At 42.1% G+C, this 17,802-nt stretch carries 15 protein-coding genes; 9 read left to right on the forward strand and 6 right to left on the reverse strand.

What is annotated here, in order from left to right; all coding sequences use genetic code 11:
- Window positions 1-327 precede the first annotated feature (327 nt).
- The 3 genes from nhaA to DXK30_RS10105 all read left to right on the forward strand — a co-directional run bounded on the left by nhaA (window position 328) and on the right by DXK30_RS10105 (window position 3,292).
- Window positions 328-1,530, forward strand: coding sequence for a Na+/H+ antiporter NhaA (gene nhaA / locus DXK30_RS10100; RefSeq protein WP_114701603.1), 1,203 nt, complete (start codon window positions 328-330; stop codon window positions 1,528-1,530).
- Window positions 1,531-1,700: 170 nt separating this feature from the next.
- Complete coding sequence (locus DXK30_RS12730; RefSeq protein ID WP_162799527.1) at window positions 1,701-1,841, forward strand: hypothetical protein; 141 nt, start codon at window positions 1,701-1,703, stop codon at window positions 1,839-1,841.
- 77 nt (window positions 1,842-1,918) lie between these two features.
- Entirely contained in the window at window positions 1,919-3,292 is a 1,374-nt protein-coding gene (locus tag DXK30_RS10105; RefSeq protein ID WP_114701604.1) for an oxygenase MpaB family protein, read from the forward strand.
- A 132-nt stretch (window positions 3,293-3,424) separates the two neighbouring features.
- Here the strand turns inward: DXK30_RS10105 and DXK30_RS10110 are convergent, their stop codons facing one another.
- The gene (locus DXK30_RS10110; RefSeq protein WP_114701605.1) at window positions 3,425-4,159 is read right to left on the reverse strand and encodes an NUDIX hydrolase; all 735 of its coding nucleotides are present in this window, start codon (window positions 4,157-4,159) and stop codon (window positions 3,425-3,427) included.
- Window positions 4,160-4,703: 544 nt separating this feature from the next.
- Here DXK30_RS10110 and DXK30_RS10115 point away from each other — a divergent pair.
- A complete protein-coding gene (locus DXK30_RS10115) occupies window positions 4,704-5,267 on the forward strand; it encodes an NUDIX hydrolase (RefSeq protein ID WP_114701606.1) in 564 nt (187 codons plus the stop codon).
- 82 nt (window positions 5,268-5,349) lie between these two features.
- Here the strand turns inward: DXK30_RS10115 and DXK30_RS10120 are convergent, their stop codons facing one another.
- Window positions 5,350-8,415, reverse strand: coding sequence for an insulinase family protein (locus DXK30_RS10120; RefSeq protein WP_114701607.1), 3,066 nt, complete (start codon window positions 8,413-8,415; stop codon window positions 5,350-5,352).
- Between the two features lie 396 nt (window positions 8,416-8,811).
- On the opposite strand from DXK30_RS10120, the gene DXK30_RS10125 reads away from it, so the two are divergent.
- Together DXK30_RS10125 and DXK30_RS10130 are read left to right on the forward strand one after the other, a co-directional pair.
- Complete coding sequence (locus DXK30_RS10125) at window positions 8,812-9,273, forward strand: universal stress protein (protein WP_114701608.1); 462 nt, start codon at window positions 8,812-8,814, stop codon at window positions 9,271-9,273.
- A 99-nt stretch (window positions 9,274-9,372) separates the two neighbouring features.
- A complete protein-coding gene (locus DXK30_RS10130) occupies window positions 9,373-9,834 on the forward strand; it encodes a universal stress protein (protein WP_114701609.1) in 462 nt (153 codons plus the stop codon).
- A gap of 120 nt (window positions 9,835-9,954) precedes the next feature.
- On the opposite strand, the gene DXK30_RS10135 is transcribed toward DXK30_RS10130, so the two are convergent.
- Window positions 9,955-10,890: a LysR substrate-binding domain-containing protein gene (locus DXK30_RS10135; protein WP_114701610.1), complete on the reverse strand. Its 936-nt coding sequence runs from the start codon at window positions 10,888-10,890 to the stop codon at window positions 9,955-9,957.
- A gap of 220 nt (window positions 10,891-11,110) precedes the next feature.
- On the opposite strand from DXK30_RS10135, the gene DXK30_RS10140 reads away from it, so the two are divergent.
- Window positions 11,111-12,235 (forward strand): YeiH family protein, encoded by a 1,125-nt coding sequence (locus DXK30_RS10140; RefSeq protein ID WP_114701611.1) that lies wholly within the window; start codon window positions 11,111-11,113, stop codon window positions 12,233-12,235.
- Between the two features lie 269 nt (window positions 12,236-12,504).
- Here the strand turns inward: DXK30_RS10140 and DXK30_RS10145 are convergent, their stop codons facing one another.
- The 3 genes from DXK30_RS10145 to DXK30_RS12735 form a co-directional block, all read right to left on the reverse strand.
- Window positions 12,505-12,714 carry a cold-shock protein gene (locus DXK30_RS10145; protein WP_045453470.1) on the reverse strand — a complete coding sequence of 70 codons (210 nt, stop codon included), beginning with the start codon at window positions 12,712-12,714 and terminating at the stop codon, window positions 12,505-12,507.
- A gap of 243 nt (window positions 12,715-12,957) precedes the next feature.
- Window positions 12,958-13,380, reverse strand: coding sequence for a YbaN family protein (locus DXK30_RS10150; RefSeq protein WP_114701612.1), 423 nt, complete (start codon window positions 13,378-13,380; stop codon window positions 12,958-12,960).
- Between the two features lie 293 nt (window positions 13,381-13,673).
- Window positions 13,674-13,841 (reverse strand): hypothetical protein, encoded by a 168-nt coding sequence (locus DXK30_RS12735; protein ID WP_162799528.1) that lies wholly within the window; start codon window positions 13,839-13,841, stop codon window positions 13,674-13,676.
- Window positions 13,842-14,089: 248 nt separating this feature from the next.
- Here DXK30_RS12735 and DXK30_RS10155 point away from each other — a divergent pair, with 248 nt between their 5' ends.
- Window positions 14,090-14,986 (forward strand): ABC transporter substrate-binding protein, encoded by an 897-nt coding sequence (locus DXK30_RS10155; protein WP_114701613.1) that lies wholly within the window; start codon window positions 14,090-14,092, stop codon window positions 14,984-14,986.
- Between the two features lie 337 nt (window positions 14,987-15,323).
- The gene (locus DXK30_RS10160; RefSeq protein WP_114701614.1) at window positions 15,324-17,780 is read left to right on the forward strand and encodes a hypothetical protein; all 2,457 of its coding nucleotides are present in this window, start codon (window positions 15,324-15,326) and stop codon (window positions 17,778-17,780) included.
- Window positions 17,781-17,802 lie beyond the last annotated feature (22 nt).

A 17,802-nucleotide genomic window follows, 5' to 3' on the forward strand; every position in this document is an offset into this window, starting at 1 on the left:
AGATAAAACCGTAAAAAAAGCCAAAAACGTAACAAAGTCTGCTAAATTTGTCTAATAACGTTCGGAATATACTCAACAAAATAGCGACTTATTAAAAAGATGTAACGACTTACAACTATTGTGCTCGTTAAATCCTCTTTATAATATTGCTATTGTGAATATAAAAAAGTAGACCGTTGGCACTGGCTCAACGTATTTTGTTGTCTATATTGATAAGAGTATGAGAAACTGTTTCTGTCTATTTGCTACCTCAAAATTATAGGTAGCGCAGACATTGATGGATATTTGAGGTTATTTAGTAAATTGTATTTAGCGAATGAGGATGATATGGCAATACGAAGGATTAAGGCATTTTTTGAATTTGAGGCAGCAGGCGGTATCGTCTTAGCATTGGCTGCCATTGCTGCAATGATCATTGCCAACTCCCCTCTTAATGTTTGGTATGAAGGTTTTATTCATGCACCAGTCGCCATTCAGATTGGTGAGTTTGCGATTGCCAAAGACGCTCATCACTGGATCAATGATGGTTTGATGGCGGTTTTCTTTTTCTTGGTCGGATTAGAGCTTAAGCGTGAAGTACTCATCGGTGAACTATCCAACGTCAAGCAGATAATACTGCCAGCAGGGGCTGCACTCGGCGGTATGATTATGCCAGCGATTGTTTATCTGCTCTTTAACTACAATGAACCCGAGTTTTGGAAAGGCTGGGCCATTCCTGCTGCGACAGATATCGCCTTTGCGCTCGGTATTTTGAGTCTCCTAGGTAATCGTGTACCCAACTCCCTAAAGGTATTTTTGGTCTCTATTGCGATTTTTGATGACATTGGCGCGATTCTGATTATCGCTTTATTTTATACCAGTGAGTTGTCATTAGAATCGTTGGCAGTAGCTGGTTTATGTTTGCCGTTCTTATATGTTCTTAATCGCCGCAACGTTACCAACATCACACCTTACCTACTTATTGGTCTAGTGATGTGGATTGCTGTCCTCAAGTCTGGTATTCATGCGACACTAGCTGGCGTGGTACTAGCACTGTTTATCCCTATGTTTGATCGTACTGATCCTGAGCACTCTCCGCTTGAAGAGCTAGAGCACGATTTACACAACAGCGTAGCTTTTGGTATCTTGCCAATCTTTGCTTTTGCCAACTCAGGAATCTCGCTCGAAGGTGCAGGTGTGAGTGAGTTATTCCACTCAGTACCGCTAGGTATCGCCGCTGGTTTGTTTATCGGTAAACAGCTCGGTGTCATGATCATGTGCTGGTTGATTTTTAAACTTGGTATCTCAACTATGCCGAAAGGTATGGACTATAAGCAAATCTACGGTGCAGCTCTATTGTGCGGTGTGGGTTTCACCATGAGTTTGTTCATCGGTGGCTTGGCCTTCGCTGGCGACACCACTATGTTTGATGAGCGCTTAGGTATAATTATGGGTTCAATCGTTTCTGGTATTGCTGGTTACATCATGCTTAAAGTAACTTTGAAAGACAATCCTAGTAGCACATCTGTCGATTTGACTCGCTCACAATGATCAGATACAGAGCCACTTACAATGGCACTGCTTAATGCACTACCATTGTAAGTGGCTCTGTATGACTTATAAATGGTCTAGATTATTATGCCTTAGACAATCAATTAGATAAAGACAATCGCCTTTTAGACACCTATCAATCAGAATTCGATAAGCTAGAAAATGGTGACATGCTAGATTTTTCTAATGAAAAAGCAGCCCGTGCACGGCTGCTATCTCTATCTGATGAGATTCGTGATACCAAACGCCGTATCCGAATAACACAGCCGCAATTAGATTCATTGAACCAATCCAGTAATTTTTACGAATGACTGGGATGCGAAGCTATTGCAATGCAAGTTTTACGTTCTAAGGCACGTTCTCACTCTGAAAATGGTACTTGATAACTATGGATAAGAAAATCATCAATACGGCAAGTACTCCAACTGACAGACCTGACTTTCAATCATCGAACGCTTATCAGCGTCATGGACGTACCACTGCTATCAATGACCATAGCGATCTGCAGGTTTTAAAACGCATTAAACGTTATCTATTACCAAAAGACTTTACGATCTCGCCTACTCTACTTGATGAGATAGTGGCAGGTTATGATATCGGCGATCCACTCGCAGACGCGTTAGCCGCTCAGGACATAAAATTTGCAAAGCCCTTACAGCATACTATTCTTGGCGATAGTTCAAACAATAATCCTGCAAGCAATTACCTTGTAAACAACGACCTTGCAAACAATCCATCATTTAGTGCGCTCACTGAGCAATTTAGCAGCCATCCTGACTGGTTCGACCCAAAGCTTGCCCAAATAGGTGCGATTGCCTATCGGCGCTATCCATTGATGCTCATTTGGCTACTGCGTAATGTTGCTCTGATGGCCGGCTATAGCATCCCTGCCTTATCACTGCCTCTCATTCAGACGGGCGCACTGATGCACGATGCACTACCGAGACTGATGCGTACTTATGCCTATATCTTGGCCGTGTCTGAACACCCCTCGTCTAATATGAGCGCAGGCAATCAAAACAAACCTATTGAGCAAGTATTGGCTGTTGGCTCTGAGGGCTGGCGCCAATCGATCCAAGTACGTCAGATACATACCTTGGTACGGCAAAACTTACTCAAAGGGAAAGGCAATGCTGCTACAGGCGTGATACCAAACGCCGAGCAACATCATAACCCTGACGGCAGTTGGAATACTGACTATTGGGGCATTCCTATCAATCAAACCGATATGATTGCCACCCATTTACAATTCTCCTTACTGATTATGCGCGGTCTACGACTACTGGGCGCACGTATTAGTACAGAAGAAGCCGAAGGTATCCTGCATCTATGGAACCTTGCCAGTTATTGGATGGGCGTTGATTTAGATCGTTTACCAAAAGATGAGGCCGCGTGTTGGGAATGGCTCTATACCTATCTATCGATACAGCAGCTAGACTTTAAGATGGGTCAGCCATTGGCAAAAGCATTGCATGATTTGCCGCGTCAGCTGATGGGTGAAGACAATCGCCGTGGACGTTTTGTCGAAATGGTCAACGCGAGTGTCACTCGGACTTTGGTCGGTGATGATATAGGAGATGGTCTGGACTTACCAAAATCGAAGATACGCTTTGGCGTGTTGTCTTCAGTACCGATTCTTTTTGCGCTCGATACTGCACGGCAGCATAACGCGTCCGTAGCTCATAAGCTAGAAGCATTCCGTGCCAAGCGCCAAGACAATATGAACTGGTGGCTGAAAAAGAACGATGATTATTATAAATAGATGATTATAGTCATCCCACTATAAAAGCATTACTGTGTTAACCTCGTTTGAAGTATCACATATACATCTACACTCGGTTGCCTTGTACTATTTTTAAATTGAATCGACTATATTATTAATAGATGACATTTATCAGCGTTTGTTTTCGACGCGGTAATACCACTCTAGCTGTCGATCAAATCCTGTTTCTAATAGGTTGGCAATTACCCGTCCTGTTAGTCCCCATACTGTCTCACCATCGACCTGCCAGCTCGGCGTCAGTATGGTAGCCATTTGCTCTTGCATCTTATACTCAATTTCATACTCTACCGTTGGTTGAGTGACTAACGATTCTAAATCTGCCCAAAAGATACGTGATATTTCTCCCGCTTCAGGTACGAGTACTAGACCAGGAGCGATGAGTGCCACGATTGGGCGTACGCTCATACCACTTTTTGAAGTTTGGATGGGTAGCTGACCAAGCAACTGGACTTTATTGGGCGGTAGCGCTGTTTCTTCACAGGCTTCACGCAATGCGGTAACGACATTATTGCCATCGCCTACCTCGTACTTACCCCCGGCACAGGAGACCTCCCCCGCATGACTGTTCATATGGGCAGCGCGGCGTGTTAATAATAATTTAGGTCTGCGCTCATGAGTAATAGCGACCAGTATTGATGCATCAGCAATCGGTGTCTGATATAAGCTGTCCAAAATACGCGTACTTTGTGAGGTGTTGCCACTCTCGTACATCGCTGGACTTGTCAGCGCATTTAAGGTCTCATGTTGCACTCGTTCGGCTAATTGACGAAGCGTCGGATGACGAATAAAAGTAGGTACAGCAACTGACAGGTTATCGAAGTTTACAGCCTCCGGTGGGAATAACATTATAATTGCCCTATATTTTTATCGTTGCTAAGCGGTATCAACAGCATCTTTCTTGTTTTCTATTATTAAAATCGCGACTAATAAGTACAATCAATAATCTATCTATTGTTTTCGACCGCTCGATTTATTAGCGGTTTTGATATCAATAATTACTGAACACTCACTAGACTAGCGCAATATAATAGTGGCTGCATGCTATTTATGTGACTGATTCATTGCTTATCAATGCTCAATAACGGCCCTATTAACTAATAGTAGTCAGCCTATCTGTGAAATGATGCGTTACTGTTATCGTGATTCTGTCCATCGATAATATGTGCTATCTTAAGACGATAGCTGCTCTTCAGAATAATATCTTATATAAGTCAGGTACGTTTAAGTTAGGTTTATCGTCAGGTTCACTCAGTTTACTGCTTGTGGTACTTGTCTCACCGTCCTTGTATCTAACTTATCATCGAAACGACGACAGCAGCACTTCAGAATATAGGTCTTACAATCTATAAAAAACATCATACACAATAACTTTTATAACAAGGTAGTTGATATGCGCTATTGCCTCCAATGCGGTCATGAAGCAGAACGAAAAATCCCACCTACGGATAATATGCCGCGTTTGGTATGCCCCAACTGTCACTATATCCACTACGAAAACCCAAAAGTTATCTGTGGCTCGCTGGTGGTACATGAAAATAGAGTACTACTCTGCCGCCGTGCCATTGAGCCACAATATGGGCTATGGACGATACCTGCAGGTTTTATGGAAAACGGCGAAACCATGGCTGAAGGTGCCGCACGCGAGAGCTACGAAGAAGCTGATGCCATCGTACTGAATCCGCATTTATACTGCATTTATGACTTACCAGATATTGGGCAGATCTACTCTATCTATCTAGCCGATCTAAAAGATGGCGCGTATGGTATTGGCTCAGAAAGTCTCGACTGTGCACTGTTTAGCGAAGAAGATATCCCATGGGATACACTGGCGTTTGAAGCCATTCGCCGTACTCTAAAAAGTTACTTTGCTGATCGTAAGAAGTATAACGAGTTGTCAGAATTTCCGATTCATCAAGACAAAATTGGCAAAGATTTGAGTATCAAGCGATATTAGTCAATTACCTAACCGAAAAAAGCCAAGCATGATGCTTGGCTTTTTTGTACTTAACTTTTAATCAAGAACAAACCTAATTGTCTTAGCTCTTTATTCTACAAACCTCAAAGCCAAGACCTTTTACTGCCTCTTCTTTGTCATAAGGCGCTAGCACTGCACGTACATGCTTTTGCCCTTGCAGATATTGCTTGGCAACGCGCTGCAAATCAGCGACCGTGACAGCCAATATCGACGCTCGCATTTTACGCTGCCAGTCAACACCGCGATGATGCAGGTTTGCAAAGCAGGCTTTGATTGCTTCGCCTGCAGGAGAGCCCGGCTTATCCATACCCGAGATAATACCTAAGATAGCTTCTTCCAATTGCTCATCGGTCTGTGGCTCGTTTAATAACCACTCGATACTGGCTTCAAAGTGAGCAAAGGTCTCAGCACATTGCGGATCACGATAGCTAAAGAACTTAAAGGCACAAGCGTTGGCATCGTAACCTGCGCCGCCGCCATAGGCACCGCCGCGCTCACGAATCGCACTGTGCAAATAACCGTTACGTAAGTAAGGCGCTAATACCATTAATGCAGCGGTATCAGGATGGTCAGCAGCTGGCACGGTATAAGCACTGGCATTATGATAGACATTGGTTGGTACTAACCATGCTAAATGTGCAACCTCGAGCGCCACACCATTTTCTAATGCTTTGACTGTATCATTCGCACCATTTAACGCAGTATCTAGTTGCAGGTTTGCAAACTCACTTGGGATATTCGCCTCAACATTGGTCAAATTCTCAGCAATCTTTGGTGCTTGGCTGTCTTTCAAGCTATCGACGATTAAGCTACTCAAGCGTTCGGTTTGCTCTGCTTCACAGATAATAACGGCATGCTTAGGCAAACTGATCAGACGTTGATGTAAATCCATCAAGCTCGTAGCCAACTGATCCCACTGAGTATCATCTGTACTAGCATGTGCCAAGAAATCTTTAAGTGCGTTCAATGCTGGTAGACCACTGCGCACATATTCCAACTGCGCTTGGCGACTCATACCACGACTGGCCGTTTGCATGGCATAAGAATGCCCTGAGCCCGCTAGGTTTGACTGCCAACCCGCTTGACGCTGCTGCAAGATTTCTTTGATACGGTCATGCTCAGAGAAAATACTGTGCTCCATGACTTCTTTGAGCAAATCAATCGCTTCAGGCTTACGGTTAAGCGCACGCGTTGCCACCACAAAATAACTGCTAATCGCTTGGCTATCATCGACGTTGGTACGCTGGCTAATACGAGCGGTCACACCAGAAGAATGTGCTGCTTGCTTAGCTTGCATCTCATGAGCACTGAGCGAGTCAGTACCTAGCTCAGATAATAGACTTAAATAAATAGGCAACAATGGATGATTAATCACATCATTAACTGGTAGCGCATCTGCGCTCGCATTACCGATTGCCTCAGTAAGCGGGACAATCACTTGATAGTAATAAATGCCATTGGTGCCAGCTTCATACTCAAATAGCGTGCTGTCTTGCCCGCTCAAACGCACCTGCTTTTGCGTGCCTTCTTTAAAGCTGATATCCGTTGGTACGTCTTCTAGACCTACTTTTGGTAATAAGCTTAAATCATCTGGCGCAGCTTGACGTGCAGCCAAATCTAAGGCTTGTTGCTTCAAGATAGCTTTGTCATCAGCAGTCAAATCCATCGCGATAGTATCCAAACGAATCTGCTCAGCTGCTGCCAAACGGGCTGTTTTTTCGCTATCAGGGGTCATCGTTACGCGTACGCGATGCTGATTGTCCAATAGATGCGTTTTAATCAAGTTCGGTAGCCACTGTGGATCGACGACTTGCTCGCGTAGCCACTGTAGATGCTCGTCTACTTCCCAAACATCGATAGGGTTGCCATCATGAATGGCGGTACTAAAGCCCTCTAGCATAAGATTTAGACCATAAGGAATGCTATCGCCGCCGATGTGACGCTGATCAATCTCAATCTGATGCAGAATGGTTTCGATTGTCTCATCGTCAACTGGTGAATTGGCCACTTCGGTTAGCAAGTCGATAATACCCTGCTCGACCGCTTCGGCATGTTCAGGGTTGGAGCCGCGCAGTCCTGTATAAAAGACCATTTCATAATGACTGTCATCAAGTCCCAATAGCGGACTTGGCGCTTTACCTAGTGGATGGCTGTCGAGATAAGCACGCAATGGCGAGCCTGCATGCTCAATCAATACACCTTCTAATAGACGCAATGCCAAACGCTGCTTAGGATCGGTAATTGATGGTAGTAACCAAGCAACCACATGATGCGTCTGATCTGGGCCCGCTTCGTCAGCAGTATAAGTGTCAACCGCGCTGATTGGTGCAGACAAACGTTGCTCAGGACGCGATACATGCTTTTTACCTGCTTCAAACTGAATCAAGGCATCTTCGTGTATCTTCGCTTGCGTCTCGGCAACAGGAATATTACCAAAACTCATGATGACACTGTTTGACGGATGGTAATGGCTCTGGTGAAACTCGGTCAACTCAGTATGAGTCAAGTCAGGAATATCGGCAGGATCGCCGCCTGAATTATAATGATAGGTCGTCGTTGGGAACAGATGATGAGCAACCGTATGATATAGCTGATCAATCTCGCCACTCATCGCGCCTTTCATTTCATTAAAAACGATACCCTTAAACTGCGGCTTATCATTTTCATCAAGCTCGACGCGAATGCCTTCTTGGGCAAAATCGAGCGGATGGATATTGGGGAAAAACGATGCATCTAGATAGACAGCAAGCAAATTGAAATAGTCGTTTTTGTTTTGCGTCGCATACGGATAGGCAGTCCAATCAGCTGCGGTCATCGCATTCATAAACGTATTTAATGAGCGTTTAATCATTGAAAAGAACGGATCACGTACTGGGAACTTGTTCGAACCACATAGTGCCACGTGCTCTAAGACATGTGCTTCGCCTTTTGAATCCATTGGCTGGGTGCGAAAACCGACTAAAAACGCATTTTCATCACTTGGGTGTGCCAGATGATAATGCATCGCTCCTGTTTTTACATGCTGACTGATCAGCACATCCATCGATAGCGCCTCAATATGGCGATGCTCAATCAGCTCAAATGCTGGATGCAAGGTTAAATCAGCAGTAAATGGCGTGTCCGTCATAGTTATCCTTATCGCTTATCATGCGTATAGTGCCCTGACTGTCAGGGAAAATAGAGTAATAAATTGGCTAAAAAAGAGTTGGCTTAGCGCTATTAGTGGGGCTGCGACATGGATAAGTCAAGGCAACAGCCATGCAATAATCCACCACATAATCTACGCGGCTATCAACTTAGCTATCAGAGCCTTATAGTTACAAATTCAGCTATATCCACAATTTTGTTATGGTTTTATTACTTAACAAAGACGGCCTACACTGCTATAGTTAATTCAGTTTAAAAGAATTACAAGGCAACCGAGTGCAGATGTATATGTGATACCTCAAGCGAGGTTAACACCGTAACTCTTTTATAAAGGATTGACTATACTGTAAAGTTAACGGCTAACTAGGAGTATCTTATGAGCTACCAACACGTTTTACTGGTCACTGACTTACTATCCGATGCGGACAAAGTGGCGCTAAAAGCCAAGCGTATTCTCGCAGGCTCTCCTGAAGCCAGACTGTCTGTCTTGCATATAGTCAAGGATGACATGGTGCGCTTCGGTTATGAGCTTGTTCCGTCCTCTAGTCTCTCAGGTGATGTCGATACTGAAAAGTGGCAAGAAGCACGGGCGAAATTAGCGCAATTTTTGGCCCGTAACGAGCTAGAAGCGATTAACTTTGAGGTCACCGCTGCCATCTCTAATAGTAAAGGTATCATTAACTACTGCCGTGAAAAAGACGTTGACTTACTTATCATTGGACGCCATGAGCGCCATGGTATTGCCGCTTGGTTGGTAGGAGCCACTGCCGATAGTATCTTGCCAAATGTCCCTTGCGACAGCTTAGTGGTGAAGCTTGATCAGCCTGTCCCAGAATAATTGGCATTACTCTAATCCGCTGCTAAAGACGACAAGCTTTACTTAACAGCGCCCTAGAGTAGTGCTATAGTAAATACTATCTGACATGAGGAAGACGCTATGAGTTACGAACATATTTTACTGGTCACCGACTTACTCTCTGATGCAGATATAGTCGCACAAAAGGCCAAGCGCATCGTCGAAAACCGTCCAGGCGCTAAGCTATCTGTTTTGCATATTGTCAAAGACACTATGGTTGGCTTCGGCTATGAGCTGGTGCCTGCCTCTAGCCTATACGATGAGATTGATGATGAACGCTGCCAAGAAGCGCGTGCAAAGCTGGCACAATTCCTTGAACGCAATCAGCTAAATGCAGCAACGTCAGAAGTCACGACGGCCATTTCTAGCAGTGAAGGTATCGTCAGCTACTGTCATAAACACGATGTCGATCTATTGGTCATCGGTCGTCATAAGCGTACCGGTATCGCTGCATGGATTAGTGGCGCGACAGCAGATAATATCTTACCTAATGTACCTTGCGATAGCTTTGTGGTGAGATTGGACAAGCCTGTTTCAGCATAACAATATGCTTCGATTGTCTTATCTAATATCAAGCATATCCTAAACAAAAAAGCGCAGCGTAACTTTTAACGCTGCGCTTTTTTATGGTTAATAGTTTTTAGGTTAATCCAAACTCATTGCTTAACCCTGTTGAATAATATCTATAAAGGTTTGCCAAATGGGGCTTTGGTGACGGGCTTTATGCCAGACTAGCCACCATGTCCTTGATAAATCAATTCCCGCCACGTTCACTTGTACCAGCTCACCTGTTGCCAATTCTGTCTCAATCACATGCTGCGATAGACAACCAAGACCAATGTCTGCACTCACCATGTGCTTGATGGCCTCGGATTGATGTATCGCCTTTACCACTTCTGCATTAGGTAGATACTTAAGCAATTGCTCATCGATAATCTGCCGTGTGCCTGACCCTGCCTCACGTACCAGTAACGGCAACTGCGCTAGCTGATTAATACTCAGCTGATAGCAGTCGTCATCTTCGCTATATACAGCTATACCCTTTAGCCATTTGCTATCACGCTTGGCAAATACTACTAGCGTATCGGTACGCCATTCACGCTGCTCTATGGCTTTCATATCTACCGGACGCGGCATTCCTTCTACCAGCGCGATATCGATATTTAGTTGCTCAACCTCACTTACCACTTCTTGCGTATTGGCAATATACATATCGACATTGGCATCGGGTAGCGCCTCATATAGCTTGCCAAGCAATGATGGCAGTACGTAATTGCCAATCGTGGTACTAGCACCGATGTGAATCTGTCCTGCTTGATATTGATGATAATGCTCAAGCGTGAGCGACTGACCCAAGATAGCCTGTGCCTGTATATAAATAGGATGGGCATTAGGGTGTTGATTGAGCCGACGACCGACGCGCTCAAATAGCGGCATCTGTAGTCTAGACTCTAACTCTGTTAGCGCGCTACTGACTGCTGATTGTGATAAGTGCAGCTCCTCACTGGCGCGACTGGTGCTACCTGTCTGATAGATACTGACAAAAACAGCAAGCTGCTTAAGCGTAATCTTTGGCACTGTCTGCACAGATTTTTTCATGATATCAATAATGCCTTATTTCAGTTTTTGCGCTGTTTTATCCGTGACGTTTGTCTTTTTTGATGCTTATGCGCGGTACATCAACTTCTATCATAAACTTTAACCTAAAAAATCGATAGCTTATATCTTATTAATCTGTTTTTATTATAAATGCAGCGGGCATATACTGTCTATTCATAAGCTTATGCTTATCTTAATATAAGTAATAGGATGCCGCGTCATGCACACATTCGTCCAATCAGTCAGCAACTCCGTTCATAACTATACCCCCAATCACCGTCACTTGGCGGGTTTGGTAGTCGTTCTGATTGGTAGTTTGTTCTGCTTATGGTTGGACAGCAGTTTAGATGTATGGTCAAACGGACGTATCGTCGGCTTGTCATCTTTGACGCTAGCGATATTGCTAGGCATGATCTTGGGCAATACCATCTATCCTAAATTCGCTGAACGTTTAAACGGTGGCGTTTGCTTTGCCAAAGGTCAAATCTTGCGCTTAGCGATTATGTTTTATGGGTTTAAACTGACCATGACGCAAGTTGCGAGCGTCGGTATGCCAGCGATTATGACTGATGCACTGGTACTGACGTCAACCTTTTTGCTGACCTATTGGCTGGGTACTAGATGGTTAAAAGTTGATAAAGAAACGGTGATTTTGATTGGCTCAGGGGCAAGTATTTGCGGTGCTGCTGCCGTTATTGCTGCAGAGCCAGTCGTCAACGCGCAAGCTCACAAGGTCACTATCGCCGTGGCAACCGTGGTAGTTTTTGGCACTATCGCAATGCTACTTTATCCTTTTCTCTATCATCTCGGTTGGTTACAGCCTTGGCTCAGCGCCCAACAGTACGGCATGTACACTGGCTCAACCGTACATGAAGTAGCGCAAGTCGTAGTCGCGGGCAATGCAATCAATACTGAGATTGGCGATACCGCGGTCGTGACCAAGATGATACGCGTCATGATGCTCGCGCCTTTCCTGCTTGTGTTATCGTTTGCGCTAACCAAAGAGCGCACCGTAAATAATACCGCTATAGAAGATAAAAGCAGTAAAAACGAGACAGCGTCATTTATGACTCGTGTCAAACAAGTCAAAGTGCCATGGTTCGCGTTTATATTCATCGGCATTGTGTTGATACATACATGGGTGCCAATGTCTGAGAGTATCGTACGCAGTATGGTGATGCTAGATGATGTGTTACTGACGATGGCCATGTTTGCATTAGGTCTGACCACTCATCTAAGTGCGATCAAACAAGCTGGCGTTAGACCGCTTATCTTAGGTGCTATTATGTTTGGTTGGTTGATACTGGGCGGCGGTCTGATTAATATTGGCATTAGCTTTATATAATAAGCTAATGCCAATATTAACTGCTGATGTCATTGCACAATATAAAAGGCCTCTAGCTATAAATAGTCGGAGGCCTTTTTGCATCTGTAATTTGGTCTAATATGATTAGTTAAAACTTTAATCTTGGACTAGTACTAATTTTAATACCAATCTCTTAAATACTAATGCTTTAAACGCTAAGGCTTTAAATACTAAATTGCAGACGAAAAAAAACGAACCCGAAGGTTCGCTTTTCTACATCTATTCATCTATCTGTCTATAAAGACAAATTAGATAGCAACGATGTTATGTGCTTGTGGGCCTTTTTGGCCTTGAGTTACAGTGAACTCAACTTCTTGGCCTTCAGCCAAAGTTTTGAAACCTGAACCAGTGATTTCGCTGTAATGAGCAAAAACGTCTGCGCCAGTTTCTGGAGCGATAAAACCAAAGCCTTTAGCTTCGTTGAACCACTTAACTGTACCTTTTTGAACGTCTGACATAGTATAATCCTACTTTTAAATTTATTAATGGTCTAGTGACCGGTAACGCTTGCAAATAGCTACTGAACGATAAATATTAAAACGAAGGATTATAACTAATACTACGAGGTAATGATTTGGTGCAGAACTGCTCTTAAGCTTGGGCGTATTATAAGGGGTACATCCCAGTATCGCAAGTCTTATCTCATGTTTCGTGTAACCAGAGCCGTTTATTGACCGATTTTGGGGCAAATTGCAACGGATTTAGGCATTTGGTAAACGGAACAAATATATCGCTACCCCACTACAGACAGCGGCTACCGCCCATGCCATCCACATCATATCGGCAGGCAAACGATAAAATAACATAATTGTCGATGCTGCCATCATAATCGTCGCTAAACACTTGGCATAAAGCGGAACGGCATGATTCTCCTCCCAATCACGGACGAATTTACCAAAGTATTTATGATTAATCAGCCAAAAATGAAAGCGTCGAGAACTACGTGCCCAGCAGCCTGCTGCTAGCAGAATAAAAGGCGCAGTAGGCATCACTGGCAACAATATACCGATAATACCTAAGATAAAAAACAGCCAACCAAGCGTCACAAAGGTCCAACGCAGCATTGGGCTGTTGGATTGATCGGTCTTAGGTCGGTAATAGAACGCTTTTTTATTATCGGTCATATAAGTTGTCGGTCGTGTAAGTTGTCAGTTATGCCAAACGTTGATTGTCTAGAATAGCGCCTATTATATAAGCAGCGGCATATAAGGCTAATCATGCAATATCACTCGTCTGTGCACAAGACTATTTATATAAGGTTTTTGCTATTGATAGGTATGTTTGGTTAGTAATTGGGTAAGTACCAATGATAAATACTGCACTCTTTTATTAACATGTCGATTGAAAGCGCTTATAAAAAGCCGTGATAAGCAACAGCTGTTATAAAGAGCGATTAACGAACATCAGTCATCACCTGTCATTGTCGTGCTTGATACGCTTGCATCCCATCTTGTAAGTCGTCTATGATGATGCAGTAACTATCGATAATAGCCATTCGCAGTACTGATTCATTAGCAGTACTGATCAAAAATAATGCCATACCAATCAATCTTGTCGGGGTGCTTTGATTTAACGCTGTAGACACAGCCCACATCATCGCTGAGACACACCCGTGAACCTGAAGCAGTTAGCACTGACGTAGGAAACAAGCGTGACACGCCCTCAGAGGTCTATAAATAAGAGCAGTCTATAGATGATGTACTGGTGATACCTATATCAAACGCCGAGCATCTGACAGTTAGCATCGAGACTTTACCTTTCTTATTTGGCCTTCCTTGTTTTACCTTAATAGTATCAGTCTGATTGTTTTCCATACCTAAAAAGGAAACAACCATGCAGCCGACCACCAAACTTACTCTGACCCTCGAATGGTTCTTGAACCCTGATCATCTGCCCTTTATCGCTGGTGTGACCACGGGGGCGTATGAGCAGGCAGGGCTTGATATTACTATTATCGAGCCAGATGACCACTATGATGGCTTTGCTGAATTGCAGAATCAAAGCATCGATCTGCATGTCAATGAGCCTATCCATCTGTTTGAGCATTACGCGCCTAATCTACGCGCGCTGGGCTGCTTTTTTGAGACCGATGGCGGCATATTGATGCAGCAGTCTAGTATGGATAAGCTCAAAAACAATCAGCCAATCCGCATCTGCACCCCTGCTGCTGAAGAAAAAACCAATCGTATTGGCTTTGAGATATTGGCTCGCTATGCCAAGAAAAACGGCTTTAGTATTAGCCGTGATAATGTAAGCTTTGTACAAAAAGACTTTTATCATATAAAAAACCTGCAAGAAGACCCAAGCCTAGATGGTGCATGGCTATGCTTTTATAATTTTGAGGGCGTTGAAGCGACTCATGAAGGGTTGGACTTTACGTTTATCGATCAGCATCTGTCGCCTTATCCGAACTTTTCGGCGTTAGAAATCCTCACGACGGATGAAATCTATAGCGCGAAAAAGGACGCGATAGATACCTTTATCCAAGTGACTAACCAAATGACGGAACTGTGCAAAAACGAGCCAGAGACTGCTCATCGTATGTATTATGACTATAGTAAAACCGAAGCAGATACGCTGATGGATGCGATCATTGATAATACGCTGGGCAGATTGATCACGCCGATTACGCCAAGTGCGAGCAAATGGGAAGAACTGCGTGAGATGCTAGCCGAGATCGATATCGTGACCTTGACTGATGAGCAATATCAATCGCTTTGGTCGCTGTAGACACTTTAGAAGTTACAATATTTTGAATCATAAAAAACCGCCATAGATTTCTGTGGCGGTTTTTTATCCTATGAAAATCAAATATTTAACTTTAGACACTAGGGTGGATTTGTGAATTTATACTAACTTTATTGATTGGTTTCATAAATTTAGTATTCAATAGAGATTAATAGTTTTATCATTCAGTGGTAAAGTACTTTGACACTTGAGATACTAATTAGCTTTATACGATTTTCAATTAATATGTACTTAACAATATATCTGTGAAAATTTTCAATCAAAACATCTCACTGGACTCCTTCATTATAAATAGATAGCTAAAAATGGAATAGAAATTATGGATGATTTAGATACTACAAAACAAAATATTTTTAGCACTGCTAAACTTTTGAAGGAAAACAACTCCAACGAAGCAGAGACTAGATTTAAACTCATAGATATAATTCTTAAAGAAGTATTAGATTGGAAAACAGAAGATATTGAAGTAGAAAAACATCTAAGAGAAGATAACAATTCTACTTTCGCCGATTATGTTTTGAAAACAGCAAATACAGCTATAGTTGTTGAAGCAAAAAGAATTAGCAATTTTAGTCTAGGTGATTATAATCAACGAAAAATATTACTTGGTAAAAGCTTTCTTGAAACAGAGCTTGGAAAAGCTGTAGTACAAGCACGAGATTATGCTAGAGGTTTGGGAATAGATTTTGCTTGTGTTACGAATGGATTACTATGGTTCGTATTTCCTGCACAGCGCCATGATCAAGTATCATTCAATGAATCTTCAGGCATACTCTTCTCGTCTCTTGAAGAAATTTTTAGCACTTATTATTCCGAATTTACCGCTCTTATAAATAGAGCATCAGTCTTGGCAGGAAGTTTAGAGCTTCATCTATATGGACGTGCTGAGAACCAAATAGATCAACGACACCTGAAAAACTTTTTTAGTCCTTATTCTAATATTTCAAAAGATAACCCTATTTATGAGAACTTATCCAGTCAGATAGCAACTGCCTTCTCCGAAAAAGTACTTTCATTGGACCCTGATGAATTTAGTAGACTGTATGTACCTAATGCACAAAATATAAAGTTTGATAGTAAGATAAGAATGACTGTATCAAAACGAGATACAGTAGTGGCGAAGAAAACTAATAGGTTAATGAGAGATACTGATAGAGATAGGTTTGTTGAGAAAGTTTCAGATAATAAGAATTTCTCTAAACTTGCATTTATTATTGTGGGTACAGTCGGTTCTGGAAAAACCACTTTTCTACATTATCTTGAGAAAATCAAACTTCAAGACTTGTTAAGCAGTCCAGATAATAACTTTCACTGGATTAGAATTGATTTTTTAGAAAGCACTCAAGATGTTCCTTATACGTCATTTATATACGAACATCTTTTTCGTTATATTCAGGCTTCAAATCTAGGTGATAAAGAGAAATCTATCTCTCCAGCCTATGCTTCTGAAATTGAATCCCTACTAAGGGGTCCCCTCGCATTTCTTTCAGACGAAAAAGAAAAAAATCGTGAGATATCAAATTTAATTTTAAAAGACTATAATGAAAAATCACCTTACATAGAGAAAATTTTTAGGTATCACTCTGATAAATCAAATATTTATATAATAGTGGATAATATAGACCAAATAGAAAGTGATATAAAACAAGGCGAACTTTTCTCCGCAACATTGTCAATTGCTAGAAAGCTTAATCTGAATTTAATAGTTTGCTTGCGCCAGTCTACCTATATACGTAACAGAAACTCTCCATTAATTAATGCGTATGATTATGAATACGGACAAATAGATCCACCTTCTGTGCTCGCGGTATTATCTAAGAGATTTGATCTATTAAGTTCAATTGTACAAGGTATGAGCTTTAATTTTACAGCTGAAAATGGTGCTAGGTTTATTGTTGATGATGCATCTGAAGTAATAGGGCAGTTAAAAGAGTCTGTCTTAGGTAATGAAGTTGGAGGACAAATCGAGGTATTAGCATCAGAAGATTTAAGACTAGCATTGAGAATGACTAGGGATTTTCTCGAAAAAGGCTATTCTAATACATCTCAAGGCATACAGAGTTATGCTAAAGGTAACAAGTATATCCTTCCAAAACATGAAGCTCTTAGAGCTATCATAGTTGGTAATCATACTGTTTACGATGAAAGTTACTCTGCTGTTGGAAACATTTTTGACTCTAAGCTCTCAATACATAATTTACAACTGTTAAAGCTTTTTATTCTTAATGCATGCGTGAATAGGGCCACTCTTTCTAGTTTTGAAGGCATAGACGGAGATGAAATAATTGAACACCTTAAGAATATAGGTGTAGCGAAAAAATATACTAAACAGGTATTAAAGGTCTTGTGTGAGCAACGTTACCTTTTTACACCTAGCCATACTGTCTCTGAAGATATCGCCATGTATGCTCCTTCAAGACTAGGAGGGTACGTTGTTCGAGAATTACTTGTGGACTTCACATTTTTAGAAAACCTTATGTTTGACACTTACATATCAGATGACGAAACTTGGCAGAATTTAAAAGAAATTAGTCATAAGATTGAGAGTGAGAAAAACATCATAAGAAAAATAGAAATTAGAGTTGAACGGATTCAATTTTTTTGGAAATATTTAACTAAATCATATAGTCCATTGCTTAATGAATCCCTAAAAAGAACTTTACCCTCAGAATGGTGTAATGACTTATTTGGAGACAATACAGTCACTTTAGAAAATACTTTCTCTAGAGTTAAAGGTTCAGCCAAGAGAAATTATGGCAAATCGAAAAAGCCTTAGAGTTAGTTTAAATTCCCTTTAC

This window comes from Psychrobacter proteolyticus (assembly GCF_003350005.1).
GTDB lineage: Bacteria > Pseudomonadota > Gammaproteobacteria > Pseudomonadales > Moraxellaceae > Psychrobacter > Psychrobacter proteolyticus.

Excerpts from the sequence above, each read along its gene's own strand:
- nhaA (WP_114701603.1), top strand. The coding sequence starts at position 328 with ATGGCAATACGAAGGATTAAGGCATTTTTTGAATTTGAGGCAGCAGGC.
- DXK30_RS12730 (WP_162799527.1), top strand. The coding sequence starts at position 1,701 with ATGCTAGATTTTTCTAATGAAAAAGCAGCCCGTGCACGGCTGCTATCT.
- DXK30_RS10105 (WP_114701604.1), top strand. The coding sequence starts at position 1,919 with ATGGATAAGAAAATCATCAATACGGCAAGTACTCCAACTGACAGACCT.
- DXK30_RS10110 (WP_114701605.1), bottom strand. The coding sequence starts at position 4,159 with ATGTTATTCCCACCGGAGGCTGTAAACTTCGATAACCTGTCAGTTGCT.
- DXK30_RS10115 (WP_114701606.1), top strand. The coding sequence starts at position 4,704 with ATGCGCTATTGCCTCCAATGCGGTCATGAAGCAGAACGAAAAATCCCA.
- DXK30_RS10120 (WP_114701607.1), bottom strand. The coding sequence starts at position 8,415 with ATGACGGACACGCCATTTACTGCTGATTTAACCTTGCATCCAGCATTT.
- DXK30_RS10125 (WP_114701608.1), top strand. The coding sequence starts at position 8,812 with ATGAGCTACCAACACGTTTTACTGGTCACTGACTTACTATCCGATGCG.
- DXK30_RS10130 (WP_114701609.1), top strand. The coding sequence starts at position 9,373 with ATGAGTTACGAACATATTTTACTGGTCACCGACTTACTCTCTGATGCA.
- DXK30_RS10135 (WP_114701610.1), bottom strand. The coding sequence starts at position 10,890 with ATGAAAAAATCTGTGCAGACAGTGCCAAAGATTACGCTTAAGCAGCTT.
- DXK30_RS10140 (WP_114701611.1), top strand. The coding sequence starts at position 11,111 with ATGCACACATTCGTCCAATCAGTCAGCAACTCCGTTCATAACTATACC.
- DXK30_RS10145 (WP_045453470.1), bottom strand. The coding sequence starts at position 12,714 with ATGTCAGACGTTCAAAAAGGTACAGTTAAGTGGTTCAACGAAGCTAAA.
- DXK30_RS10150 (WP_114701612.1), bottom strand. The coding sequence starts at position 13,380 with ATGACCGATAATAAAAAAGCGTTCTATTACCGACCTAAGACCGATCAA.
- DXK30_RS10155 (WP_114701613.1), top strand. The coding sequence starts at position 14,090 with ATGCAGCCGACCACCAAACTTACTCTGACCCTCGAATGGTTCTTGAAC.
- DXK30_RS10160 (WP_114701614.1), top strand. The coding sequence starts at position 15,324 with ATGGATGATTTAGATACTACAAAACAAAATATTTTTAGCACTGCTAAA.